This is a genomic window from Rhizobium leguminosarum, assembly GCF_001679785.1.
In the GTDB taxonomy this organism is placed as follows: Bacteria; Pseudomonadota; Alphaproteobacteria; order Rhizobiales; family Rhizobiaceae; genus Rhizobium; species Rhizobium leguminosarum_R.
Genome location: NZ_CP016286.1, coordinates 2,722,446 through 2,745,470, shown reverse-complemented (window position 1 = coordinate 2,745,470; position 23,025 = coordinate 2,722,446). Strand labels below are relative to the sequence as shown.

Here is a 23,025-nt window from a genome sequence, read left to right as displayed (position 1 = left end):
GCGAGGCGCGGGAAGGACCGTTTTCCCTTACTCTTTCATCGACAGCCAACGGGTGCGGTGGATGTCCTGGATGTTGTCGACGAAGCCCTCGATCTTCGGCGAAACGACATTCTTCGACACGTAGTAGTAGATCGGCAGGGCGGCGGATTCATCCAGAGCCAGCTGTTCGGCCTTCTTGAAAATCGCGGCACGCTTGGCGAGATCGGTCTCGGCGTTGCCTTCCTTGATCATCTTGTCGTATTCGGGATTGGACCAGCGGCCGTAGTTCATCTGCACGCCCGTCACCAGAAGGTTCAGGAAGTTGTCCGGATCGTTGTAGTCGGCAAGCCATCCGGCGCGGCCGATTTCGACCTGGCCACGCTGCATCTGGTCGTAATGCACCTTGGTTTCGGCGTTGACGAGCTCGACATTGACGCCGAGCGGCTTCCACATGGAAGCGATGGCGACGGCGATGCGCTTGTGATTGTCGTTGGTGTTGTAGCTGAGGACGGCGTGAAGCGGCTTGTCCGGGCCGAAACCGGCTTCGGTCAGAAGCTTCTTGGCTTCGGCGACCTTCTCGCTGTAGGGCAGGTCCTTCCAGCTGACATAGGCTGGCTCGCCGTAATTCGCCGTGCCGGGCGGAACCCATGAATAGGCCGGCAGTTCGCCGGTGCCGAGGATCTGCGGGCCGATCACTTCACGGTTGATCGCCATGGAGAGCGCCTGACGGACGCGCTTGTCGCTGAAGGGCGGCTTCTGCGAGTTGACGACGTAATAATAGAGGCCGGAGAAGGGAGCGACATGTGCCTGGCCCGGCAGGTTCTTCTTCATCCACTCGTACTGGTCGGTCGGGAAGTCGGTGAGGATGTCGAATTCGCCGGCACGGTAGCGTTTGAGCGCGGCTTCCTGGTCTTCGAGCACGAAGAACTTCGCACCGTCGATCTTCAGGTCCTTGGTGTCGTACCACTGATCGTTCTTGACCGTCGTGACATGCGAGCCGGGAACCCATTCGACCGGCTTGTAGGGGCCGTTGGTGACGATGTTGCCGATCTTGACCCAATCCTGCCCCTTCGCCTCGACGACATGCTTCGGCAGCGGATAGGCAGTGTAATGCATCAGAGCATTGATGAAATAGGGAGTGGAGTTTTCAAGTGTGATCTCCAGCGTCTTGCCGTCGATCGCCTTGACGCCGAGCTGGTTGAGATCGGTGATCTCACCCTTGTTGATCTTTTCCGCATTCTTGATGGTGAATTGCAGATAGGCATAATCGGCGGCATTCTTCGGGTCAACGAGGCGCTGGAAGGCGAAGACGAAGTCTCCTGCCGTGACCGGCTGGCCATCGGACCACTTGATGCCGTCGCGAAGCTTGAAGGTGTAGACCTTGCCATCAGGCGAAATCGTCCAGCTTTCAGCCTGGCCGGGGATCGGATTATCCTTGGCGTCCTCGGTGACGAGGCCTTCGAAAATGTCGCCGGCGATACGGTTCTCCCAGTCGCCGGAAAGCTTCTGCGGATCGAGCGACTGCGGGTCGCCACCATTGTGAATGTTGAGCGTGGCCGCATGGGCCGAAAACGCCAGCAATGTGCCAAGCATTGCAGAGGCGAGAAATTTTTTCGCGAAATGGTTCATGGTGGGTCCACCTTTCTAGGCTTTTCGCCTTTATTAGACATTTGTTCCCGGTGTTTGACCTCTTACGTGCAGGTCAGCGCGCACATTATCGCAAAGGCTTTGCGTTGCAACCCCAAATCCAGAGGGTGGAAACGGGTTGTGGACACGCCTATATACGTCTCCCCCTTGTCATATCGCGACGATGCGTCGCGGCGTTGCGCAACGCCTTCATAACTGCTTCACATGGTTGTCTTTTGTTTCGTCCGCTTTAGTGTGGCGAGCGCAAACGAGGCAGGAGATGTAGCCGATGGCATTGCAGGCAGGCGGGAGTGCGGACTGGTGGCGCGGCGCGGTGATCTATCAGGTCTATCCGCGCTCGTTTCAGGACACCAACAGCGACGGTCTCGGCGATCTCAGGGGCATCACCCGCCGGCTGCCGCATATTGCCAGCCTCGGCGTCGACGCGATCTGGCTCTCGCCTTTCTTCAAGTCGCCGATGGCCGACATGGGCTATGACGTTTCCGATTATTGCGACGTCGATCCGATCTTCGGCACGCTCGCCGATTTCGACGAGATGATGGCCGAAGCGCATAGCCTCGGCATCAAGGTCGTCATCGACCAGGTGATCTCGCATACCTCCGACCGGCATCCCTGGTTCGTCGAGAGCCGGTCGAGCCGGACCAATCCGAAGGCGGACTGGTATGTCTGGGCCGATCCGAAGCCTGACGGTACGGCGCCGAATAACTGGCTGTCGATTTTCGGTGGCCCGGGCTGGGAGTGGGATGGCGTGCGCCGGCAATATTACCAGCACAATTTCCTGACCTCGCAGCCGGACCTCAACTTCCACAGCAAGGCGGTGCAGGATGCGGTGCTGGAGACGGTGAAGTTCTGGCTCGATCGCGGCGTCGACGGCTTCCGCCTGGACACGGTCAACTATTATTTCTGCGACAAGCTGCTCAGGAGCAATCCGCCGCACGAGCCCGACGAGGATGATGCAGGCCTCGATGCGCCCGATACCAATCCCTACGGCATGCAGAACCATCTTTATGACAAGACGCAGCCGGAAAATGTCGATTTCCTCAAGCGCTTCCGGGCGCTGCTCGATCAGTACGAAGATCGCACGACCGTCGGCGAAGTCGGCGACGGTGCGCGTTCGCTGAAGACGGTTGGCGCCTATACGAGTGGCGGCGACAAGCTGCACATGTGCTACACATTCGATCTGCTCGGGCCGGATTTCACCGCCGAGCATATTCGCGGTTGCGTCGAGGCCTTCCAGAAGGCAGTCACGGACGGCTGGGTCTGCTGGGCTTTTTCCAACCACGACGTCATGCGCCATGTCAGCCGTTTCGCGCGGACGGAGGAAGAGCGGCCTGTTATCGCCAAGCTGGCGATCTCGGTGCTTGCGGCGCTGCGTGGTTCGATCTGCCTCTATCAAGGCGAGGAACTCGGCTTGCCCGAGGCGGAACTCGCCTTCGAGGATCTGCGCGACCCCTACGGCATCCGCTTCTGGCCGGCCTTCAAGGGCCGCGATGGATGTCGCACACCGATGCCCTGGGAAGCCGGCAAGGCGCATGCGGGCTTCACCTCGGCGGAAAAGAGCTGGCTGCCGGTGCCTTACGAGCAGGCAGCGCTTTCCGTGGATACGCAGGAGGCGGGCGACAACTCGGTGCTGCATCACTACCGCAGGACGCTCGCATTCCGGAAGAGCCACCCGGCGCTGATCGACGGCGACATGACCTTCATCGGCACCAACCAGGATCTGCTCGCCTTTACGCGAGACAAGAACGGCGAAAAACTGCTCTTCGTTTTCAACCTGACGCGCAAACCGGCGGAATTCCGCCTGCCTGAAGGCATGGTGCTCGGGGAGCCGCTTGAGATGCCGGGCTTCGAGGCAGTGGCAGGCACGGGGTTCGTGAAGCTTGCAGCGCTGGACGGGTTTTGTGCGCGGGTTTGATACCTCGCGAGACCGGTTTCCGGTTGTGGAAATGGCGAATTTGACAGGGCTGTATTTTTTAACTTACAATTGATGTGTTCATCTTGAAGCAGACAGCTACTTTTCGAAAGTGGCACAAAAAACTGAAAGATGGAAAGGCCAAGGCGACGATTGCCTTGCGTCTTCAGCGTCTCGCGACCGGGCATGCCGGCGACGCCTCACCGATCGGCGAGGGGTTGAGCGAACTGAGCATTCACTATGGGCCTGGCTATCGGATCTATTATTGCAAACGCGGAGAAACTATCATCGTGCTTCTCTGCGGCGGTGACAAAAGCACGCAGGAACCGACATACGAACGGCAAAAAGGAACCGCCTCGGAATGGAGTGACGATAATGGCTGAAGAGATTTTCGACTTTGATCCGGCTGAGATGCTTGATTCCGACGAGGCCATCGAAGCCTTCATCACCGAGGCATTGCAGACGGGAGACGCGAAATTCATCGCGTCCGCTCTTGGTGTCGTCGCGCGTGCCAAGGGCATGAGTAAGATCGCCAGGAAAACAGGCCTTGCTCGCGAGCATCTTTATAAGGCACTGAGCGAAAACGGAAATCCCACCCTGGAGACCACGCTGGCGGTCATGAAGGCGATCGGGCTTGAGCTGACGACCAAGCATCACGCGGTCTGAGAGCGTCTGTCGCCGGCGATTGATCACATCACCCAATCAGCGCGAACTTGTCCACATCCACCATGCCGCGGTCGGATATCTTCAGGTGCGGGATGACCGGCAGCGGCAGGAAGGCGAGTTGGAGAAAGGGTTCCTCCAGCGTGGCGCCCAGCGCCAAGGCGGCTTTGCGCAGTTGGTGGAGCGTATCGCGGACCGTCTCGTAGGGCTCGAGGCTCATCAAGCCGGCGATGGGCAGGGCGATTTCACCGGTGACCTTGCCGCCTTCGACGACGACGAAGCCGCCCTTGATCTCGCCGAGGCGGTTTGCGGCGCGTGCCATGTCGTCCTCGCTGACACCGACCACGCAGATATTGTGGCTGTCATGGCCGACGGTCGAGGCGATCGCACCCTTCTTCAGGCCAAAACCCTGGACGAAGCCGTTGGCGTGGTTGCCGTTCTTGCCATGGCGCTCGATGACGGCGACCTTGATGATATCGTTGGCAAGATCGACCGTCGTCTCGTTGCCCCTGACGGGCAGGCGATAGCGGCGATGCTCGGTGATGATCTTGCCCGGTATGACGCCGATGACAGGCGTTTCGCCTTCGGCGACCGGGACGCCGAAATGGGCGGCGTTGACGGGCCGGGCCTTGACGCTGTCGAGGCCGATTGGGGCAACCGGTCTGCGCGAGGAAAAGAGCGCATCGGTGACGCGGCGGCCGGCCGAGAAAACCATGTCGGCGCGGCAGTTTTCCAGACTGTCGAGCACCACCAGATCGGCGCGCCAGCCCGGCGCGACCAAGCCACGGTCTTTGAGGCCGAAGGCGCGGGCGGCCGAAATCGAGGCGGCGCGGTAGATCGCCAGGGGCTCGACGCCGCTTGCGATCGCCGTGCGGATCATGTGATCGAGATGACCCTGTTCGGCGATATCGAGCGGATTGCGGTCGTCAGTACAAAGCGCGAGGAAGGGTGAAAGCCGCTCGGTGATAATGGGTATCAGCGCCGCGAGATCCTTGGAGACCGAACCCTCGCGCACGAGGATATGCATGCCCTTGCGGATCTTTTCCAAGGCTTCGCCGGCGGTCGTGCATTCATGCTCGGTGCGGATGCCGGCTGCGAGATAGCCGTTGAGGTCATTGCCGGACAGCAACGGCGCGTGGCCGTCGATATGGCCGCCCTGGAAGGCGTCGAGCTTGGCCATGCAGACAGGATCCTTGTGGATCACGCCCGGGAAATTCATGAATTCGGCAAGTCCGATGACCTTAGGATGATGGCGATAGGGCAGGAGGCGCTCGACCGGCAGGTCGGCGCCCGAGGTTTCGAGATGGGTCGCGGGCACGCAAGAGGAGAGCTGGACGCGGATGTCCATGATCGTCTCCAGCGACGATTGGAGAAAGAACTCGATGCCTTCGGCGCCAAGCACATTGGCGATCTCATGGGGATCGCAGATCGCGGTGGTGACGCCGTAGGGCAGCACGCAGCGATCGAATTCATGCGGTGTGACGAGCGAGGATTCGATGTGCAGATGCGTGTCGATGAAGCCTGGAACGACGATCCTGCCCGATATATCGATCTCGGTCTCGCCCTCATAATCGCCTGAGGTGCCGACGATGCGATCGGCGCCGATGGCAATGTCGGATCGGACGAGGTCACCGGTGACGAGGTCGAAGAAGCGGCCGCCCTTCAGCACGATATCAGCCGGCACGCGGCCGACACCCTGGTCGATCAGACGTTCGAGCTTGGTGGTCATGAATTGCTACCTCTTCGACTGTTTTCTGCCGGTGATCAAGAACGAATGCTGGAAAACATTTGGGTTGTATTTCCGGCTGCTTTTGCCTCGCTGGCAGCAGTGCTAGTGAAGCGAGAATATAGATGTCCGTTTCCAACTCAAGGTCATGATATGAAAGCGATTATTTCGGCAGCTTGCGCGGCTGCCTTTTTGTTGAGCGGCTGTGTGAACAACTCAGCTGTACTCACGACCGACAAAGATGGAAAGGTCAGTCGGATCATTCTCGGAAAGTCGACTGGAAGTGTTGCTTCCGATGAAGACCTTAAGCGCGTTGTGGTCGCCAGTTTTTACGCGCGAATTTCAAACCCAAAACCCAGTTGGACTTATCGTCAACCGATGGTGCTCATCAAACATCCAACACTGGAAAGTTACCTGCCTAAGGACAATGAGAAGCCCGACTGATCGGCAACCATTCCCAAAATGCAAATCGAGCGCCGTGGGGCGCCCGATCCTCGTTTATAAAAGCTATCGATTACTCTGCGGCGACGATCTTGCCGGCTTCCCATTTGTAGAGCGAGAAGCTCTGCGAGGTGAGATCGCCGGTCTCGCCATAGGTGACCTTGCCGATGGCGGTGGGGATCTCTTCGCCGCCTTTCAGCGCAGTTGCGACGGCTTCCGCATCCTCGGCGCTGCCGGCCTTCTCGATGCCGGCCTTCAGCACTTCGACGGCGGCATAAGCGTTTAGCGTGAAGGCCTCGGCCGGGATGTTCTTGGCGGCGAGCGCATCGGCTGCGGCTTTGGAATCCGGGCTCTTGGTGGCGTCCGAAGCGTTGGTGAAGATCGTGCCTCCTGCCGCATCCGTGCCGATTGCCCAGAATTCGGTGTTGGAGAGTCCGTCGCCGCCGATGATCGTCGCGTTGGCGGCAAGGTCATGCAGCTGGCGGGCCAGCAGGCCGCCTTCCGGGTGGTAGCCGCCGAAATAGACCACGTCGACCTTCTCGGACTTGATGCGGGTGGTGAGCGCGCTGAAATCCTTGTCACCAGGCGTGATCGCGTCGTTGATGACTTCGGTGATGCCGCCGGCGTTCAGCGTCGCCTTGAAGGCGTCGGCGAGACCCTTGCCGTAGGCGCCCTTGTCGTTGACGATGGCGACGCGCTTGTCCTTGAAATTCTTCAGCACATATTTGGCGGCGACTTCGGCCTGCTGATCGTCGCGGCCGCAGGTGCGCAGCACGTTGGTCAGACCGCGCTTGGTCAAGTCGGGGGCCGTCGCGGTCGGAGTGACCATCAGCACGCCGTTTTCAGCAAGCACGTCCGAAACGGGAATGGCGACGCCCGATGTCACCGGGCCGACGACGAAGCGGATGCCGTCGCCGACGACCTTGTTGGCGGCGGAAACGCCCTGTTTCGGTTCGCCGGCATCGTCGGCCAGTTCGAGGACGACCTTCTCGCCAAGAATTCCGCCCTTCTTGTTGATCTCGTCGACGGCTGTCTGAGCGCCGTTCTTCACTTGGTCGCCGTAGGCGGCGACAGGACCGGTCAGCGGCGCGATCAGGCCGATGGTGATATCGGCATGGGCAAGCGGGGCAAAGGCGAGCGACGCGACGAGGGTCACCGTCAATGTCTTGAGGGTCATTGTCTGTCTCCTTGGATGGGGTCATTCGACCCGCGATGAGGTGCCGCGCCGGATTTTCCGGATCGTTCAACGGCCCCCAGGCCGTGCCAAGGACGATCGATATCGGCGCGATCGATGCGCCCTCCGGCCATATTTGGCTCGAATGGGTGCAACGGCAAGATTTTTAAGAATTTTGGTGAGATTCCGCAAGTTGATAACAAAATGAAACGAAAATCGAGCCGATCCGGCGCGAAATAATCCAAAATCGTCGATCGTGGCGCCGTCTGCAGATTTCCGGAGGGTGCTTTACCCGCATCTGCGCGGTGCCGATGAACCTCCCGAATTTCGCGAAACTCTTCGTCTTTCTGAATAGTCGAATTCGGTTTCGAGGTTAACACTTGATTCTACCAATTAGAGTAGAATCATTGTTCGTGCATATATTGCTGCGATGCAAAAGAACGGTCGATAATAAACAGAGAGATATTTCAGGAACAGAGATCTGGATGCTCAAGCGTATCGAAGCCAGACAGGTGCGCCACGGAATGTTTGTGGAGGCGATCGAGGGTGCATGGCAGGACCCTCTTCTGTCCAAGCGAAGATTTCTGCTGCGCCGTGAAGTCGATGCCCTGAAGCTTCGCAAGAGCGGCATTGAAGGTGTTATCATCAACACCAGCAGAGGCCTCGACATCGACGGTCTGCCAGGCGGCAATATCGAGATCGACACCAAGGTGGCACGCGAGTCCATCCAGAAATCCGTGCAGGTCCTGGAAAGCGTTTTCGGCCGGCTCCAGCATGGTGATGGCATCAGCTTCGATCAGGTGGCGCCGGTGATTTCCTCGGTCTCCAAGTCGATGGATGACAATCCCACTGTCTTTCTGAGCGTTACGCGTCTGAAATCCAAGGACGAAGTGACGTTTCTGCATTCGCTTTCGGTGAGTGCGCTGATGATCCTTTTCGGCCGTCATCTCGGACTTGACGAGACGACCGTGCAGATGCTCGGCACGGCAGGATTGCTGCACGACGTCGGCAAGCTGGAAATTCCGCTCGAGATACTCAACAAGGAAGGGCGCCTGGACGAGAACGAGATCAAGATGATCCGCGATCATCCGGAAAAGGGGCACGCAATCCTGTCACGCCAGGAAGGCATGCCGGAGATCGTTCTCGACGTCTGCCTCAACCATCATGAGCGTATCGACGGCAAGGGCTACCCCCGCAGGCTTTCCGAAGCGCAGGTCAGCTTCCATGCGCGTCTTGCTGCGATTTGCGACGTCTATGACGCCATGACCTCCGTGCGGCCGTACAAGGCGCCATGGAGTGCGAGCCAAGCACTGAAATGGATGCTTGGCAATGAAGGGCAATTCGATCGCCGGCTGCTGAAGAAATTCGCCCTCTGCCTTTCGGTCGCCGCCGTGACTTGAGGCCTATCGGTCTTCCCAACAAAGGGCCTGCGTGGATTTACAGCGCCGCGCGTCTATTCAGATGCGCGGCGCTGTAACACTTTGAATTGCTGCATAATTTTGTGCCTTAAATCGAATCCGATTTAAGGAATTATCCGCCGTAGGCCCTGATGCCGGAAGTCTTCAGAGCTTTCTCAAATGTTGTTCTGGAGGATCGTCCGCAGCTTGCCGAAGAGCTCGTCGATGTGGTGCTTCTCGATGATCAGCGGCGGGGAGAGCGCGATGATATCGCCGGTGGTGCGGATTAGCAGGCCGCTTTCATAGGCTTTCAGGAAAGCGGTGAAGGCGCGCTTGGTGGGCTCGCCGGCGATCGGGTCGAGCTCGATGGCGCCGATCAGGCCGGTGTTCCTGATGTCGATGACATTGGGGCAGTCCTTCAGCGAATGCAACGCGTCGGCCCAGTAGTCGGAAAGCTCGGCGGCGCGTGTCAGCAGGCCCTCTTCCTTGTAGGTGTCGAGCGTGGCGAGTGCGGCGGCGGAGGCAATCGGGTTGCCGGAATAGGTATAGCCGTGGAAGAACTCGATCATGTGCTCCGGGCCGTTCATGAAGGCATCATGGATCTCGGAGGTGACGAAGACGGCGCCCATCGGAATGACGCCGTTGGTCAGTCCCTTGGCGGCGGTGATCATGTCGGGCTTGACGTCGTAATATTGCGCGGCAAAGGGGGCGCCGAGGCGGCCGAAGCCGGTGATGACTTCGTCGAAGATCAGAAGGATACCGTGTTTGGTGCAAATCTCGCGCAGCTTCTGCAGGTAGCCCTTCGGTGGGATCAAGACGCCGGTGGAGCCCGCCACCGGCTCGACGATGACGGCGGCGACGGTCGAGGCGTCATGCAGGGTGACGATACGCTCGAGCTCGGTGGCGATGTCGCCGCCATGCTCGGGCTCGCCGCGGGTAAAGTTGTTCTTGCCGGGCTGGTGGGTGTGCGGCATGTGATCGACGCCGGTCAGAAGCGTGCCGAACATCTTGCGGTTGGTGACGATGCCGCCGACGGATATGCCGCCGAAGTTGACGCCGTGATAGCCGCGCTCGCGGCCGATCAGGCGGAAGCGTGATCCATTGCCCTTCACACGGTGATAGGCGAGCGCCACCTTGAGCGCGGTCTCGACGGATTCTGAGCCGGAGTTGGTGTAGAGGACGTGGTTCAGGCCTTCAGGGGCAATGTCGACCAGGCGGTTCGCCAGTTCGAAGGCCTTGGGATGGCCGAGCTGGAAGGCCGGCGCGTAATCGAGTTCGCCGGCCTGCTCGCGGATCGCCTCGGTGATCTTCGGGCGGCAGTGGCCGGCATTGACGCACCAGAGGCCAGCCGTGCCGTCCAGCACCTGACGACCGTCATGGGTCGTATAGTACATGTCCTTGGCGCCGACGAACAAACGCGGCTCCTTCTTGAACTGGCGATTTGCCGTAAACGGCATCCAGAAGGCGCGAAGATCGTTCGGTGCATTGAGGCGATTGGACATGCTGTTCTCCTGGCCGCTGACGGCCCTTTCCCGGGCTTCACGCCCATATTTTTACTGCCCGGTCAAATTATCAGGGCTTCCCAAGGCGTCAACGGGAAAAGTCCCCAGAGCCCCTCCTGACGGGAGGCTCAACTTGCTTGGTTCGATCCGGAAATATCCGGGGTCAGGCACTGCAGGCCGCCCGTCATCAATCCTTCGCCTCGGCTTGTTACAAAAACCGATGGCTCGCAAGGCGCAATTGCATTTCATCAATTCACTGAAATAAAACGATATTTCGATCGGAGATACTGATGTCTGACCGCCAGAAGACAAGGGCGCGCCCCACGCGGCGCCATGCATTCGCGCCAAGTTACGGCCGCCATTCTCGAAGAGGGCGTTCGCCGCCGCAGCGTGCTCAAGGGCTTTCTCGCGGCGATGGGCGCTGCGGCACTTTCGCCGGCGCTCGGAACCGCGCATGCCGAGGCTGCCGGCTCCAGCCTGACGTTTCCGGAACTCAAGCGCGTGCGCGATACCGCCGACCACTGGCCGGAGGGCTACGAGCGCCAGATCCTGGCGCGCTGGGGCGATGCACTTTTCCCCGACAGCCCGGAATTTGACATTGCGGCGCTTGACGGTAAGGCTGCCGAGCGTCAGTTCGGCTACAATAACGACTTCACGCAGTTTCTGCCGCTGCCCTGGGGCGAGAAGAGCTCCGACCACGGGTTGATGGTGGTCAGCCATGAATATGCAACGCCTTTCCTGATGTTTCCCGGCCTGACGAGCGAGGATTACCGCGAGAAGCTTACCGATCATCAGATTCGCGCCATCATGGCCGCGCTCGGCGTCTCGATCTTCGAAGTGAGGAAGACGGACGGCAGGTGGGCGATCGTCAAGGACGGGAAATACAATCGCCGCATCCATATGAGCACCGAGATTGGCATCTCCGGTCCGGCTGCCGGCGACGATCGTCTTAAGACCAAAGCCGATCCGACCGGCACGATCGTCTTCGGGACGATCTCGAACTGCAATGGCGGCATCACTCCCTGGGGCACGATGCTTTCGGGCGAGGAAGGCGCCATGGACGTCTTCGCCGGCGATTACAAAAAACTTCCGAACCAGGAGTTGGTCGAGCGTCAGGGCTGGGATGAAGACGAGAACGACATCTATTCCGTCAGCCGCGTCGAGCCGCGCTTCAAATTCGAGGAAGAGCCGAACGAATGGATGCGTTTCGATTGGGTCGTCGAGATCGATCCGTTCGATCCGACGGCAAAGCCGGTCAAGCGCACCTCGCTCGGCCGTATGACGCATGAGGGGGCCCACTGTTGCGTCGCCCCTGACGGCCGTGTGGTGGTCTTCATGGGCGATGACGACGACTTCGAATATATTTACCGCTTCGTCACCCGCGATCCCTGGAACCCGAACGATCGCGCCGCCAACAAGGATCTGCTCGACCACGGCACGCTTGATGTCGCAAAGTTCGAAAGCAACGGCACGATGGCCTGGATCCCGCTCATTGCGGGCGAGGGGCCGCTGACGGCGGAAGCTGGCTTCAAGAGCCAGGCCGACGTCGTGCTGGCGACGCGCGCCGCAGCCGATCTCGTCGGCGCCACGCCGATGGACGGACCGGAGGGCTTCATCGCGCATCTCGGCACCGGCAAGCTTTATGTCGCCATGACCGAGAACGAAGATCGGCTGCCCAAGGTTGAGGGCGGCGACGAGAAGGAGATGGTCAACATTGCCAATCCGCGCAGCCCCAATCCGCACGGTCACCTGCTGGAACTCGCAGCACCTGGCGGTCCCGAAAAGCCGGATTATGCCGCCGACAGCTTCAAATGGGACGTCTTGATCCTCTGCGGCGATCCCGCCAAGGCAGGGGATCAGGCGATGTTTCATCCTGCGACGACCTCGGCCGGCTGGTTCACAGACCCCGACAATCTCGCGGTCGATCCGGCCGGACGCCTCTGGGTCACCACCGACGGCCCGCCGCCGGAAGGCATAACCGATTCCGTCTATGTGATGGATACCGAAGGCCCGGGCCGGGCACTTCCGAAGCTGTTCTATATTGCGCCCGTCGGCTCGGAAGCCTGTTCGCCGACTTTCACCCCTGACGGCAGCAGCGTCTTTCTTTCCATCCAGCATCCGGGCGAACTGCGGATGGCCGACAACGAGGATGCGACCTCGATGGAGGATGCCGGCACCGACTGGCCGGATTTCAAACCCGGCATGCCCGCCCGTCCGTCGCTGGTGGTGCTGAGCCGCGTCAACAACGATGTGGTCGGCAGTTAAAGCAACTCCGGCAAAGTGCGCGGCAGTTTTACGTCTAGAATTGCACCAAGACAAAAAACCGATAGCGAGACGGGCGTTCCTGCGCGACCGGCTGTCATTATAAAAGCACGACCGGCAAATCGCAAATTTGCCGGTCGTGCCATAAGGTTCAGGTGCTGAAATATCGTTGCCAAGCCTCCGGGAACATCCCCTTGCAGCACGACATCGGCCGACATCATGTCAGCGCTATCATCAGGCGGCGGACCTATTCCTGTTCTGCACGAGGTAGATATCTTCGAGCGTTGCCAGGATTTTCATGACCGGCTCGGAGGTGCTCGAATAGTAGATGGTTTGTGCGTCCCGGCGGGTCTTGACCAGCTTTTGAGCGCGCAGTTTCGAGAGGTGCTGAGAAAGAGCCGACTGGCTGAGCCCGACCTGCGTCGCAAGCACGCCGACGGCCACTTCGCCCTTCACGAGGCTGCACAGGATCAGCAATCTTTTAGGGTTGGCCATGGCCGACAATAAAGCTGCCGCCACATTCGTGTGATCGGCCAAATCAGAGGTTTCCATATGTTATCTTCCTAATGCGAAACGTACATCAAGCGAGTTGGCGCAGAGCGCCAGCCGGATTTGACTGACACCAAAAGCTACCAACTAGGCTCGAAGATTGTATATACCTAAATTTAAGGTATCGAGTATGCTACTTTAGACATGTTTGAACAAATGTGATCGGCATCCACAGCGAGGGTTTCGAACTCGTATCGCAGAAGGATGTCGCCGGAAATCATGTCGAAACCTGAGGAATCGATACCACAAATGCGCCAAGGACCCGATTCTGGCGCCTTTAGCCTGGTAGCGAGGGCATCGGCGATATCGGGATGGCGTTCTACTAAATCTCGCACTGTCTCTGCCGCCTCGGCGGCGATCGCCTCATTCGCGGCCGACTGGATTACGAGATCATTCCCATCAAGCAGGTAGGCGCGGCCGAATCCGCCATTGAGGCTGGCCTGCTCCGGCTTGAGACGGAAGAACAGGAAATCAGGAAAGTCGATATAAAGCGCCGCCTTGCTGTGGCGATCGAGAAAACGCGTGCGGATACGCTCATGGATTGCATTGCCACGCTCGACGGGTTCTGCCAGGCATTGGGTCGTCAAACGGGGATAGGCGAGGGGGTCGCCCTTGCCGGGTTCACCGGTGAGGAGCGAAGCGCGCGGGTCCTTGGCGAGCGCTTTGGTGTGGGCCGACAGCTTCGAAACGAGGATCACGGGCGTTCCGTCGATGTCGGTAGCGACCAGCACGCGGCTGGCGAAGGGAAAGCCGGTCTCGGGGTCGAGAACGGCGATCGCAGCATAGCGGGCGGAGCGCAACAACACGCGGGCGAGCTTGCGGGCTTCGTCGTCGGTTTCGCGTAGAGGGGAGGGCTGATCTTTCATATCCGCTTTGTGACAAAGCGGATGGAAAACATCAAGCTTCCTCCTTGCGGCGATGGCGGGTGAGGCCGGCAACGATATCCTGAGCCGAGATGGTGCCGACGATCGCGCCGTTCTCGACGATCCCGATACTGCCCGGCTGGCGGGCAAGGGCATCGAGAATATCGATGAGCGGGGTCGCGGCGCGGGCCGTGGCGCTGACGCTCATGCCGGCGGCAGTCTGGCCGAGGCCTGGCTGCATGACGTCGGCGGCCGTCAGCATGTTGATCGGATTGAGGTTCTGCACGAAATCGGCGACATACTGGTCTGCGGGGTTCTTGACGATATCGTGCGGCGTCCCGCACTGGATGATGCGGCCGCTCTCCATGATGGCAATGCGATTGCCGATGCGGAAGGCCTCGTCGAGATCGTGGCTGACGAAGAGGATGGTCTTTTTCAGCCGCCGCTGGAATTCCAGGAGCTCATCCTGCAGGCGGGTGCGGATCAGTGGGTCGAGAGCCGAGAAAGGCTCGTCCATGAGCAGGATCGGGGCGCCGGTGGCAAAGGCGCGGGCAAGGCCGACACGCTGCTGCATGCCGCCGGAAAGCTCGTTGACCTTGCGATCGGCCCATTTCGTCAGGTTGACGAGTTCAAGCTGCTCGCCGACCCGAAGCTTGCGTTCGGCTTCCGGCATGCCGGCGAGCTCGAGACCGAAGCCGACATTGTCGGCGACGGTGCGCCAGGGCAGGAGGGCGAATTGCTGGAACACCATGGAGACGGTGTGGGAGCGCAGGTCGCGCAAGGCCTTGGCATTGCATCTATAGGGGTTGACGGGGCCGGTGGCCGCCGAGACCGCGACATCGCCACGCACCACGGGAGCGAGCCCGTTGACGGCGCGCAGCAGCGTCGACTTGCCGGAGCCGGAAAGACCCATCAGCACCAGGATCTCGCCTTCCTCGATCGTCAGAGAGGCGTTGGCCACGCCGAGCACAAGACCGGTGGCGGCGCCGATCTCGTCGCGCGTTTTGCCCTGGTCGACCATGGCAAGGGCGGTTTCCGGCCGATCGCCGAAGACGATGCTGACATTGTTAAAGCTTACCGCGGTCATGCAGCGCCTCCTTCACCCGCGGTGCGGAACATCCGGTCCAGAATGATTGCCAGGATGACGATGCAGAAGCCCGCCTCGAAGCCCTTGGCGATATTGACGGTGTTCAGCGCACGGACGACGGGCACGCCAAGCCCGGGAGCGCCGACGAGGGCGGCGATGACGACCATCGACAACGACAGCATGATGGTCTGGGTGAGACCCGCCATGATCTGCGGCGTGGCGAAGGGAAGCTCGATCTTGCGCAGCACCTGTATCGGCGTCGCGCCGAAAGCCACGGCGGCTTCGACGAGGGACGGTGGCGTCGAGATGATGCCGAGACGCGTCAGCCGGATCGGGGCGGGGATTGCGAAGATGACGGTCGCAATCAGGCCCGGCACCATGCCGAGCCCGAACAGGATGAGCGCCGGGATCAGATAGACGAATGTCGGTATGGTCTGCATGAGATCGAGCACCGGGCGCATGGCAGCATAGACCCAAGGGCGGCGGGCGGCGGCAATGCCGAGCGGAATACCGATCACCATACAGACGAAGGTGGCGGCGAGCACGAGAGCGAGCGTCTCCGTCGTTTCCTTCCAATAGTCCTGGTTCACGATCAGCAGCAGCCCGAGACAGGTGAAGACGGCAACCGCGATCGACCGGCGCAGCCAAAAGGCGATGGCGGTGATGGCAGCGATGACGATCAGCGGATGAGGCTTCTGCAGCACGAAGAGCAGGCCGTCTATCGCGCTCGACAGCAGGAAGGCGATCTGGTTGAAGAACCATTCGCCGTTCGAGGTCAGCCAATCCACGAAGGACTTGGCCCAGGGGCCAACGGGAATCTTAAATTCGGTGATCCAATTCAAGGGCGCGCCTATCCAAAAAAACAACAATCGGACAAAAATGAAACGGGGCGGCGAGCCGCCCCGTTCATATCATTAGAGGCCGAGGCCGGTCTTGGCCGCCGCGAGGGCCTCGCCGCTGCCGTCGCGGGTCTTGACGCCCGCAAGCCAGGGCTCGAGCGCTGCGGGGTTCGCCTTCAGCCATTCGGAAGCCGCAGCTTCCGGCTCCTTGCCGTCGTTAAGGATCTTGCCCATGATCTGGTTCTCCATGTCGAGGGAGAACTTCAAGTTCTTCAACATCATGCCGACATTCGGGCATTCGTCGAGATAACCGGCACGCACGTTGGTGAAGACCTTGGCACCGCCGAAGTCAGGGCCGAAGACGTTGTCGCCGCCTGTGAGGTAGGTCAGCTTGAAGTTGGTGTTCATCGGATGGGGTTCCCAGCCGAGGAAGACAACGGGCTTGCCCGCTTTGTCTGCACGAGCGACCTGGGCGAGCATGCCCTGTTCGGAGGACTCGACGACTTCCAGATCCTTCAGGCCGAACTCGTTCTTCTCGATCATGTCCATGACGAGGCGGTTGCCGTCATTGCCGGGCTCGATGCCATAGATCTTGCCGTCGAGATCGTCCTTATGGGCGGCGATGTCCTTGAAGTCCTTGATGCCGAGTTCGGCTCCCTTGGCGTTGGTGGCAAGCGTATACTTGGCGCCGACGAGGTTGGGGCCGAAGGATTCAACCGACTTGTCGTCGATATAGGGCCGGACGTCCTTTTCCTGTGTCGGCATCCAGTTGCCGAGGAAGATATCGATGTCCTTGTTCTTCAGCGAGGTATAGGTGACCGGCACCGAGAGAACCTTGATGTCGGTCTGATAGCCGATGCTCTTCAAGACGACGGATGCGGTGGCGGTGGTGGCGGTGATATCCGTCCAGCCGACGTCCGAGAAACGAACGGTGGAGCAGCTGTCGGGTTCGGCAGCGAAGGCGGCGGTAGCAACGGAGAGGGCGGCGACGGCAGTTGCAGTAACGAGTTTGAACGTGCTTGTTGTTTTCATTTTAGACTCCCAGTCTTTAAGCTCCCAAGCCAATCATCAATAACCGAGTTTGACAAGCGACCTCAGTGCGTTTGCGCCGTATCGACCCATGCGATTGCGACGTCGGCGGACTTTTGGCAATGCCTTGTTTTCGGGGCTTTCAGCGGTTTCGAGCCGGATTCCTGTGATTATCGCTCACTCAGGGCTTTTCTTTGCCATTCCGAGCTTTCAATAAGCCGATCAAGGAGAAATCGGATGGCAAAACTCTATTTCAACTACTCGACGATGAACGCCGGCAAGTCGACGATGCTGCTGCAGGCCTCCTATAATTACCAGGAGCGCGGCATGCGCACGGTGCAGCTGATCGCGGCCTTCGACGAGCGCGCGGGCCGAGGCGTCATCGGCTCGCGGATCGGCCTGGAGGCCAGCGCCATTCCCTTCGAGCCGCATGAGGATCTGTTCCGGTTGGTTGCGACGCTGAGTGGCGAAGGAGCACCGATTTCCTGCATCTTCGTCGACGAGGCGCATTTCATGACGCCTGTCCATGTCTGGCAGCTTGCCCGTGTCGTCGACAGGCTCGGCATCCCTGTGATGGTCTACGGGCTGAGAACCGATTTCCAGGGCAAGCTGTTTCCGGCCTCGCAGGAGCTCTTGGCGATCGCCGACGAAATGCGCGAGGTGCGCACGATCTGCCATTGCGGGCGCAAGGCAACGATGGTGGTGCGGCTCGACGCGGAAGGAAAGGTGCTGCACGAAGGCGCGCAGATCGACGTCGGCGGCAATGAGAAATATGTTTCGCTCTGCCGCAGGCACTGGGACGACGCGATGAACGGTGCCTGGATCGCCGAGCCGGTCTGAAGCCGGCGACGCTGCCTGTTTTCTTTGGCGCCGCAAGCGACCAGAGCCTTTCCTGGTCAGCTTGGAGCATTCTGGCGGATGCCCGGCCCACCGGCCGCACTGCTTCGCTATGCGAAGCAATAGGTGCGCCGGCGATTCTAAAGTCTTGCAGATTTGCCAGGCAAATCTGCGGGAGGGTTGGCTGAAACGGGCCGGCTGATCGACCGGCCGGCTTGGCCGTAGAGCTTGGCTACGACACGCGCCGGCCGATCGACCATCCGACTCCGTTTGAGCCAACAGAATGCTTCAATCTGACCAGGAAAGGCTCTAGCTTGGGGGCAGGAGATTCCTTGGAGAAGCTTGGTGCGCAAACCCCCGCCATTCGACAGCCAGTATGAAGCCGCAGGTAGCCTTGCCGAAAGGATTGCGGCCGAGGGTGCCTATTGCGTGGCGGCGATCGGCGCCTTCAGCGGTGACGAAACACGATCGGCCGACGAGGTCTTCCTCGAGCAGAATGCCCGCTTCCAGGCCCATATCGCCGATGCTGCGGCGCTCGACGCCCAACTGGCCGAGCTGGTCTTTTGCCTCGATCGGTTGACGGCCGAGGTTTCAGCCGATCTCGACAGTTTCCGGGGGTTGACGCTGCGCGAGAAGATGGCCGGCTGGGTGTCGCGCCAACGGATGTGGCGCATGTATACCGAACGTGTGCGCGAAGCGCCCGTCATCGAGCGGCTGCTCGACCTTTTGACGAAATCGGACGCGCTCGCGGGGCTGATTGCCGGCCAGCGCGCCGCACTCACCGAACGGCACAAGGCCGCCGAACTCAGCCTTGTCGATATCGTCGAGCAGAGGCGTCGGCTGGTCGTTTCCATCGATATCGCCCGCCTCAAGATGAAGGAGCTCAATGCCAAGGCGCTGACGACGCAGGGCCGGATCGGCGTCTATGGCAACAGGGCGCATTGGGAGCAGATGGAGGCGGAGCGGCGGGCGCTGAAGGCGGAGGCCGAGCGGATTTCCGCCGGGGAGCACGAGATGCGCGACGACAGCCAAAGGCGTGAGCGCTTCATCGGCCTGTTCCAGGCCTTTGTCGATTCGCTGAACGGTCGGATCGCCGCCGGCAACGTGCTGCTGCGCAAGCTGTTGATCGACGTGGAAGAACGGCTGATCATCTACCAGGCGCAGGTCGATACCGACCGACCGGGCATGAAGGTCAGGATCAAGCCGGAACTCTTTCCGGATATCGCCGCGCCGATCAGACTGTTCGAGAAGGGCATGCTGGTTGCCCAGGATCTGGAGCGGCGCAAGAGCCGCGCCAATCTCGAATTCGCCAGAAGGTTTCCGACCTATGCCGAACCGCCGCCGGAAACATCGGGAGCGCCTCTGATCGACACGGCGCGCAGGTCCTTCCGTTTCAGCCTACCTTTCCTGCGCTCCTGACCAGCAGGGCTGCAATACCGCTCTTGCGCAATGCTTTCAGTCCGAAAAATCGAAGGGCTTGTGTTGTGCTCGGCTCATTGAGCGCATATGTGGGATGCAGCGGGGCGGCAATGTCCCGATGTTCGCCTCGCCTGACAGGAGACGACGATGCTTGACCGGATAGCCGGTTTTTTCAGGCTGATCGGCCAGACGATCGGCCGTTGGGCCCGCCTGTTTTCCGCCTGGGCCTTTTGGCCCTTTCTTGCCGCGCACGGCTGGTATCAGCGCCGGAGCTGGATGATCCGGCTGCCGGTCATCGCTTTCGTGGCGCTGCTGGTCGTGCTCTACGGTTATTTCTTCTGGCAGACGCAGGTCTGGTCGAATTTCAACACCGCATTCGTCGACCAGTACCGGCTTTCCGAACGCAAGGCTGCCGCCGGGCAGGAAGTGCCGGTCGCCGAGGGCGCCAGTACGACGGCGCCAAAGGCCTGCCAGCGCTCGGCGATCGTCGACGTCGCGGCCGATCTGACCGATTTCAATGTCAACCAGAACGCATGGATCTCCTCCATGCTGCTCTACAAGATGGGCTTCTTCGGCATCGACTGGGATCATACGCCCTTCCTCGACAACAAGGCCTCTTTCCAGCGCGGTATCAACCAGGCGGTCCGGCGGACTTCGGCGGAGCTGGTCGATACGCTCGGGCGTGTGCGCGGCACCTCGGGCATTAACAACGACCTGCAGAGCGCGCGCGGCAATCTGCAGTTCGACGAAAACAGCTGGTATTTCGGCCTCAACCCCTTCGGGCCAAAGACGCCGACGCCCTCCTATTACCGCTCGGCGATAGGCAGCCTGCGCAAGTTCAACACAGATCTCGCCCTCTGCAACGTCGTTTTCGACGGCCGCGCCGACAATCTGATGCAGTTCATCGACCGCATCGCCAACGATCTCGGCGGCACCTCCGACATGCTCGCCGAGCGCTCGGAAAACCACAATCGCGGCTGGTTCGATACCCGTGCCGACGACCGGTTCTGGTTCGCCTATGGCCAGCTCTATGCCTACTACGCCATCCTTGCCGCCGCCCAGGCGGATTTCTCGCAGGTGGTGCAGGAACGTAATCTCGGCGCGATCTGGGGCAGCACGACGCGGCAGTTCCAGGCCGCACTGCGCATCCAGCCCGCGATCATCTCGAACGGCCGCGAGGACGGCTGGATCATGCCGAGCCATCTCGCCACTATGGGCTTCTATATTCTGAGGGTGCGCTCGAACCTCGTCGAGATCCGCTCGGTGCTTGACCGCTAAAACGTCTGGGGTCAGCGGGGTATCGTGTTGTCCTCGAAGCCGACGACGCGCAGTTTCTCGACGAATTCATAGGTGATGCCGACGATGCCGCCGCCGCTTTCATCGTTTCGGAAGCGGCCGACGCTACGCACCAGCTTGTAGCCGCCAAGCCGGTTGTCGACGCGATAAACGAAATGGAAGCCGACGCCGTGACGGCTCGCCTCTTCGAAGGTTTGGGCGATCAGGCTGCGGTCCTCCTCGTGGATGCGCGACATGAGCTCTGTCAGGTTGACAGGGCCGTCGCTGTAGGAGAGGCCGAAGATCGCATGGACATCCTCGCTTGCAAAGAAATGTCCTGTCTCGATGTCGATGCGCCAGAAGCCGAAAAGACGATAGGCAGCAAGCATCTGGACGACTTCCGCATCGGTGATGCCGATGTGGGCGCGGGATTGTTCTGTCTTGTCAATAACGGGCTGTTCGAAGTGAAGAGGCACGATTCCCCCAGATCACCGGACGACGTGCCGACTCTCTTCTGATGCCTCAGCTGATCAGCTTCAATCGAATTGCCTTAGCTACCAACTGGGTCCGGTTGACGCAATCGAGTTTTTTGATCGCGTTCGTCATATAGGCGTTCACAGTATGGTCCGAGAGCGTCAGGATCTGACCGATTTCGATCGAGGTCTTGCCTTGGGCAGTCCAGCGCACAACTTCTAGTTCTCGAGTTGACAGCGCGTTATGCGCGCATTCCTCGTTACGTTTGACTGCATTGTATGCATTCAGTGCATGGAGAATGATCATTGCCAGCTCGTTGATTTCGCTCTGGCCCAGTGCGGCGCGCTCGCCGCAGAACCAGAAGACCAGGCGCTGGCCGTCGGCTGCAATGGTCGGCATGGCAATGCCTGCCGGTATGACATGGCGCAGCATCAGGACACGCAGTTCGGCGGAGAAAGCCTGACCATTGGAGGCGTCGTTGAGGTGCCATGCCGGCGGCACGGCAGACTCCCTCAGCCTTACGCCGAAAGGGCAGTCGCGCATCATGTGGGCACGGTCGAAATCCCTGACATAGGCGCCCGGAAGCGAGCTCTCGATCAGCAGGGGTTTCAAGAGAAGGTCTTCCGGGGAGGGGGCGTGCATCAGTGTTGCATGCGACAATCCGAAGGATGTGGAGACCCTGCCAAGCGCCTGCGCAAACAGGCTCCGCGTTCGTGCGGTCGAAAGTTCTGCCGAAAGCAATGACTGTCTTTCAGAGGTAGTCATGTAAGACATTTGTACGCCCCCGGCAGCCCAATGTTAACGCTATCAAATACAGAAAATCGGCGGGATGCTAGCTGTTTAGTCCCGGCATTTGATGGATAGGATCGATGATGAATCGATCTGGCTCGGAAGTCCACCTTTTGCAGATGAACTCGTAGGGGGTGAGGCCCTTTAGTGTCTTGAGCCTGCGCCCAAAATTGTAGGCGTCGATGAAGTCGGCGAGATGCTTTTTCAGTTGTGCGTGATCGTCGTAGTGGAAGCGCTTGACAGTCGCTTCCTTGATCGTCCGGTTCATCCGCTCGACCTGCCCATTGGTCCATGGGTGCTTAACCTTTGTCAGGCGATGCTCGATCTCGTATTCCTCACAGACTCGGTCGAAGATGTGCTGGAAGGCATTTTGGTCACAGGCCCGGTTGGTGAACTGGATGCCATTATCGGTCAGGATAGTATGGATGGTGTAGGGCACCGCCGCGATCAGGTTGCGCAGGAACTGGGCGGCATTCATCTTGCCAGCTTTGGCATAGAGCTCAGCGAAGGCGAACTTGGACGTGCGATCAATCGCCACGAAGAGATAGAGCTTGCCCTCAGCCGTCTGCACCTCGGCAATATCGACGTGGAAGTAGCCGATCGGGTAGCTTTTGAACTTTTTCTTCGGTTCTTTGTCGCCTTTCACTTCCGGCAGGCGTGAAATGCCGTGGCGCTGCAGACACCTGTGCAGGGACGAACGTGTCAGATGCGGGATCGTCGGTTGAAGGGCATAGAGGCAGTCATCAAGAGGCAGCAATGTATGCCTGCGAAAGGCGACGATGACGGCTTCTTCTTCAAGGGAGAGGATTGTCGAATGCGGGTCCTTCGGGCCTGTCGGAAGATCGGCCAATGATGTCCGTCTCTTCCATTTGGCTATTGTCTTCTGATTGACCCCATACCGCTTTGAAAGCGCTCTCAGGCTCTCTTCACTATTTTGTATTGCTCGACGGATTGCCTCTGTCGTTGTGGCGCTCCCGTGTAGAACCTGGCCCATAGTGCCTCCCTCCATTCTAAGGAAAATAATGCACCATCAAATGCCGGGACTAAACAGCTAGCCCCAATTGACGTAACGCAAGCCGATTCATTCGAATTGTGAATAATTAGCCACGGCAGTGCGCGCGCCGGTTGAGTTTCGACTTGCAAAAATAGCGTTGCGGTATC

Annotated in this window: 22 protein-coding genes; 9 read left to right on the top strand and 13 right to left on the bottom strand. The window is 59.8% G+C overall.

The features are described from left to right. Positions 1-27: 27 nt before the first annotated feature. Complete coding sequence (locus BA011_RS13710; RefSeq protein ID WP_065280872.1) at positions 28-1,608, bottom strand: peptide ABC transporter substrate-binding protein; 1,581 nt, start codon at positions 1,606-1,608, stop codon at positions 28-30. 286 nt (positions 1,609-1,894) lie between these two features. Between BA011_RS13710 and BA011_RS13705 the strand changes: the two genes are divergently transcribed. The 3 genes from BA011_RS13705 (at position 1,895) to BA011_RS13695 (ending at position 4,204) form a co-directional block, all read left to right on the top strand. Continuing rightward, the gene (locus tag BA011_RS13705) at positions 1,895-3,541 is read left to right on the top strand and encodes an alpha-glucosidase family protein (RefSeq protein ID WP_065280871.1); all 1,647 of its coding nucleotides are present in this window, start codon (positions 1,895-1,897) and stop codon (positions 3,539-3,541) included. A gap of 74 nt (positions 3,542-3,615) precedes the next feature. Continuing rightward, positions 3,616-3,921: a type II toxin-antitoxin system RelE/ParE family toxin gene (locus BA011_RS13700; RefSeq protein ID WP_065280870.1), complete on the top strand. Its 306-nt coding sequence runs from the start codon at positions 3,616-3,618 to the stop codon at positions 3,919-3,921. Further along, positions 3,914-4,204: an addiction module antidote protein gene (locus tag BA011_RS13695; protein WP_065280869.1), complete on the top strand. Its 291-nt coding sequence runs from the start codon at positions 3,914-3,916 to the stop codon at positions 4,202-4,204. Before BA011_RS13700 ends, BA011_RS13695 begins: the two co-directional genes overlap by 8 nt. 28 nt (positions 4,205-4,232) lie before the next feature. Here BA011_RS13695 and ade read toward each other — a convergent pair whose 3' ends face one another. Next, positions 4,233-5,930: an adenine deaminase gene (gene ade / locus BA011_RS13690; RefSeq protein ID WP_065280868.1), complete on the bottom strand. Its 1,698-nt coding sequence runs from the start codon at positions 5,928-5,930 to the stop codon at positions 4,233-4,235. Positions 5,931-5,975: 45 nt separating this feature from the next. On the opposite strand from ade, the gene BA011_RS41590 reads away from it, so the two are divergent. Continuing rightward, entirely contained in the window at positions 5,976-6,371 is a 396-nt protein-coding gene (locus BA011_RS41590) for a hypothetical protein (protein WP_151343470.1), read from the top strand. A gap of 70 nt (positions 6,372-6,441) precedes the next feature. On the opposite strand, the gene BA011_RS13685 is transcribed toward BA011_RS41590, so the two are convergent. After that, positions 6,442-7,545 (bottom strand): branched-chain amino acid ABC transporter substrate-binding protein, encoded by a 1,104-nt coding sequence (locus BA011_RS13685; protein ID WP_065280867.1) that lies wholly within the window; start codon positions 7,543-7,545, stop codon positions 6,442-6,444. Next, positions 7,542-7,922, bottom strand: coding sequence for a hypothetical protein (locus BA011_RS44295; RefSeq protein WP_186806434.1), 381 nt, complete (start codon positions 7,920-7,922; stop codon positions 7,542-7,544). Before BA011_RS44295 ends, BA011_RS13685 begins: the two co-directional genes overlap by 4 nt. Positions 7,923-8,027: 105 nt before the next feature. Here BA011_RS44295 and BA011_RS13680 point away from each other — a divergent pair, with 105 nt between their 5' ends. Beyond that, on the top strand, positions 8,028-8,942 hold the full coding sequence (locus tag BA011_RS13680) for an HD-GYP domain-containing protein (RefSeq protein WP_065280866.1): 915 nt from the start codon (positions 8,028-8,030) through the stop codon (positions 8,940-8,942). 173 nt (positions 8,943-9,115) lie between these two features. Here BA011_RS13680 and BA011_RS13675 read toward each other — a convergent pair whose 3' ends face one another. Continuing rightward, complete coding sequence (locus BA011_RS13675; protein WP_018243099.1) at positions 9,116-10,441, bottom strand: aspartate aminotransferase family protein; 1,326 nt, start codon at positions 10,439-10,441, stop codon at positions 9,116-9,118. A gap of 333 nt (positions 10,442-10,774) precedes the next feature. Between BA011_RS13675 and BA011_RS13670 the strand changes: the two genes are divergently transcribed. Further along, positions 10,775-12,706 (top strand): PhoX family protein, encoded by a 1,932-nt coding sequence (locus BA011_RS13670; protein ID WP_065280865.1) that lies wholly within the window; start codon positions 10,775-10,777, stop codon positions 12,704-12,706. A gap of 231 nt (positions 12,707-12,937) precedes the next feature. Here the strand turns inward: BA011_RS13670 and BA011_RS13665 are convergent, their stop codons facing one another. The 5 genes from BA011_RS13665 to BA011_RS13645 all read right to left on the bottom strand — a co-directional run bounded on the left by BA011_RS13665 (position 12,938) and on the right by BA011_RS13645 (position 17,073). Beyond that, positions 12,938-13,255: an ArsR/SmtB family transcription factor gene (locus BA011_RS13665; RefSeq protein WP_003561417.1), complete on the bottom strand. Its 318-nt coding sequence runs from the start codon at positions 13,253-13,255 to the stop codon at positions 12,938-12,940. 113 nt (positions 13,256-13,368) lie between these two features. Further along, on the bottom strand, positions 13,369-14,118 hold the full coding sequence (locus BA011_RS13660) for a HugZ family protein (RefSeq protein WP_065280864.1): 750 nt from the start codon (positions 14,116-14,118) through the stop codon (positions 13,369-13,371). A gap of 31 nt (positions 14,119-14,149) precedes the next feature. Beyond that, positions 14,150-15,202 (bottom strand): choline ABC transporter ATP-binding protein, encoded by a 1,053-nt coding sequence (choV, locus tag BA011_RS13655; RefSeq protein WP_027664071.1) that lies wholly within the window; start codon positions 15,200-15,202, stop codon positions 14,150-14,152. Further along, the gene (choW, locus tag BA011_RS13650; protein WP_017961531.1) at positions 15,199-16,044 is read right to left on the bottom strand and encodes a choline ABC transporter permease subunit; all 846 of its coding nucleotides are present in this window, start codon (positions 16,042-16,044) and stop codon (positions 15,199-15,201) included. The genes choV and choW overlap by 4 nt, the downstream gene beginning before the upstream one ends. A gap of 72 nt (positions 16,045-16,116) precedes the next feature. Further along, positions 16,117-17,073 carry a choline ABC transporter substrate-binding protein gene (locus BA011_RS13645; RefSeq protein ID WP_065280863.1) on the bottom strand — a complete coding sequence of 319 codons (957 nt, stop codon included), beginning with the start codon at positions 17,071-17,073 and terminating at the stop codon, positions 16,117-16,119. Between the two features lie 234 nt (positions 17,074-17,307). On the opposite strand from BA011_RS13645, the gene BA011_RS13640 reads away from it, so the two are divergent. The 3 genes from BA011_RS13640 to BA011_RS13630 all read left to right on the top strand — a co-directional run bounded on the left by BA011_RS13640 (position 17,308) and on the right by BA011_RS13630 (position 20,604). After that, positions 17,308-17,910: a thymidine kinase gene (locus BA011_RS13640; RefSeq protein ID WP_065280862.1), complete on the top strand. Its 603-nt coding sequence runs from the start codon at positions 17,308-17,310 to the stop codon at positions 17,908-17,910. Positions 17,911-18,252: 342 nt separating this feature from the next. Continuing rightward, the gene (locus BA011_RS13635; protein WP_065280861.1) at positions 18,253-19,326 is read left to right on the top strand and encodes a hypothetical protein; all 1,074 of its coding nucleotides are present in this window, start codon (positions 18,253-18,255) and stop codon (positions 19,324-19,326) included. Between the two features lie 147 nt (positions 19,327-19,473). Next, positions 19,474-20,604 carry a DUF2333 family protein gene (locus BA011_RS13630; RefSeq protein WP_065280860.1) on the top strand — a complete coding sequence of 377 codons (1,131 nt, stop codon included), beginning with the start codon at positions 19,474-19,476 and terminating at the stop codon, positions 20,602-20,604. An 11-nt stretch (positions 20,605-20,615) separates the two neighbouring features. Here BA011_RS13630 and BA011_RS13625 read toward each other — a convergent pair whose 3' ends face one another. The 3 genes from BA011_RS13625 to BA011_RS13615 are packed head-to-tail and all read right to left on the bottom strand — an operon-like array spanning position 20,616 to position 22,858. Then, positions 20,616-21,077: a PAS domain-containing protein gene (locus BA011_RS13625; RefSeq protein ID WP_017961526.1), complete on the bottom strand. Its 462-nt coding sequence runs from the start codon at positions 21,075-21,077 to the stop codon at positions 20,616-20,618. A 46-nt stretch (positions 21,078-21,123) separates the two neighbouring features. Then, positions 21,124-21,849, bottom strand: coding sequence for a helix-turn-helix transcriptional regulator (locus BA011_RS13620; RefSeq protein WP_065280859.1), 726 nt, complete (start codon positions 21,847-21,849; stop codon positions 21,124-21,126). Between the two features lie 58 nt (positions 21,850-21,907). Continuing rightward, positions 21,908-22,858 (bottom strand): IS481 family transposase, encoded by a 951-nt coding sequence (locus tag BA011_RS13615; RefSeq protein WP_072638036.1) that lies wholly within the window; start codon positions 22,856-22,858, stop codon positions 21,908-21,910. Between the last annotated feature and the right edge of the window lie 167 nt (positions 22,859-23,025).

Excerpts from the sequence above, each read along its gene's own strand:
- BA011_RS13710 (WP_065280872.1), bottom strand. The coding sequence starts at position 1,608 with ATGAACCATTTCGCGAAAAAATTTCTCGCCTCTGCAATGCTTGGCACA.
- BA011_RS13705 (WP_065280871.1), top strand. The coding sequence starts at position 1,895 with ATGGCATTGCAGGCAGGCGGGAGTGCGGACTGGTGGCGCGGCGCGGTG.
- BA011_RS13695 (WP_065280869.1), top strand. The coding sequence starts at position 3,914 with ATGGCTGAAGAGATTTTCGACTTTGATCCGGCTGAGATGCTTGATTCC.
- ade (WP_065280868.1), bottom strand. The coding sequence starts at position 5,930 with ATGACCACCAAGCTCGAACGTCTGATCGACCAGGGTGTCGGCCGCGTG.
- BA011_RS41590 (WP_151343470.1), top strand. The coding sequence starts at position 5,976 with ATGCTGGAAAACATTTGGGTTGTATTTCCGGCTGCTTTTGCCTCGCTG.
- BA011_RS13685 (WP_065280867.1), bottom strand. The coding sequence starts at position 7,545 with ATGACCCTCAAGACATTGACGGTGACCCTCGTCGCGTCGCTCGCCTTT.
- BA011_RS13680 (WP_065280866.1), top strand. The coding sequence starts at position 8,028 with ATGCTCAAGCGTATCGAAGCCAGACAGGTGCGCCACGGAATGTTTGTG.
- BA011_RS13675 (WP_018243099.1), bottom strand. The coding sequence starts at position 10,441 with ATGTCCAATCGCCTCAATGCACCGAACGATCTTCGCGCCTTCTGGATG.
- BA011_RS13670 (WP_065280865.1), top strand. The coding sequence starts at position 10,775 with ATGCATTCGCGCCAAGTTACGGCCGCCATTCTCGAAGAGGGCGTTCGC.
- BA011_RS13665 (WP_003561417.1), bottom strand. The coding sequence starts at position 13,255 with ATGGAAACCTCTGATTTGGCCGATCACACGAATGTGGCGGCAGCTTTA.
- BA011_RS13660 (WP_065280864.1), bottom strand. The coding sequence starts at position 14,118 with ATGAAAGATCAGCCCTCCCCTCTACGCGAAACCGACGACGAAGCCCGC.
- choV (WP_027664071.1), bottom strand. The coding sequence starts at position 15,202 with ATGACCGCGGTAAGCTTTAACAATGTCAGCATCGTCTTCGGCGATCGG.
- BA011_RS13645 (WP_065280863.1), bottom strand. The coding sequence starts at position 17,073 with ATGAAAACAACAAGCACGTTCAAACTCGTTACTGCAACTGCCGTCGCC.
- BA011_RS13640 (WP_065280862.1), top strand. The coding sequence starts at position 17,308 with ATGGCAAAACTCTATTTCAACTACTCGACGATGAACGCCGGCAAGTCG.
- BA011_RS13630 (WP_065280860.1), top strand. The coding sequence starts at position 19,474 with ATGCTTGACCGGATAGCCGGTTTTTTCAGGCTGATCGGCCAGACGATC.
- BA011_RS13620 (WP_065280859.1), bottom strand. The coding sequence starts at position 21,849 with ATGTCTTACATGACTACCTCTGAAAGACAGTCATTGCTTTCGGCAGAA.
- BA011_RS13615 (WP_072638036.1), bottom strand. The coding sequence starts at position 22,858 with ATGGGCCAGGTTCTACACGGGAGCGCCACAACGACAGAGGCAATCCGT.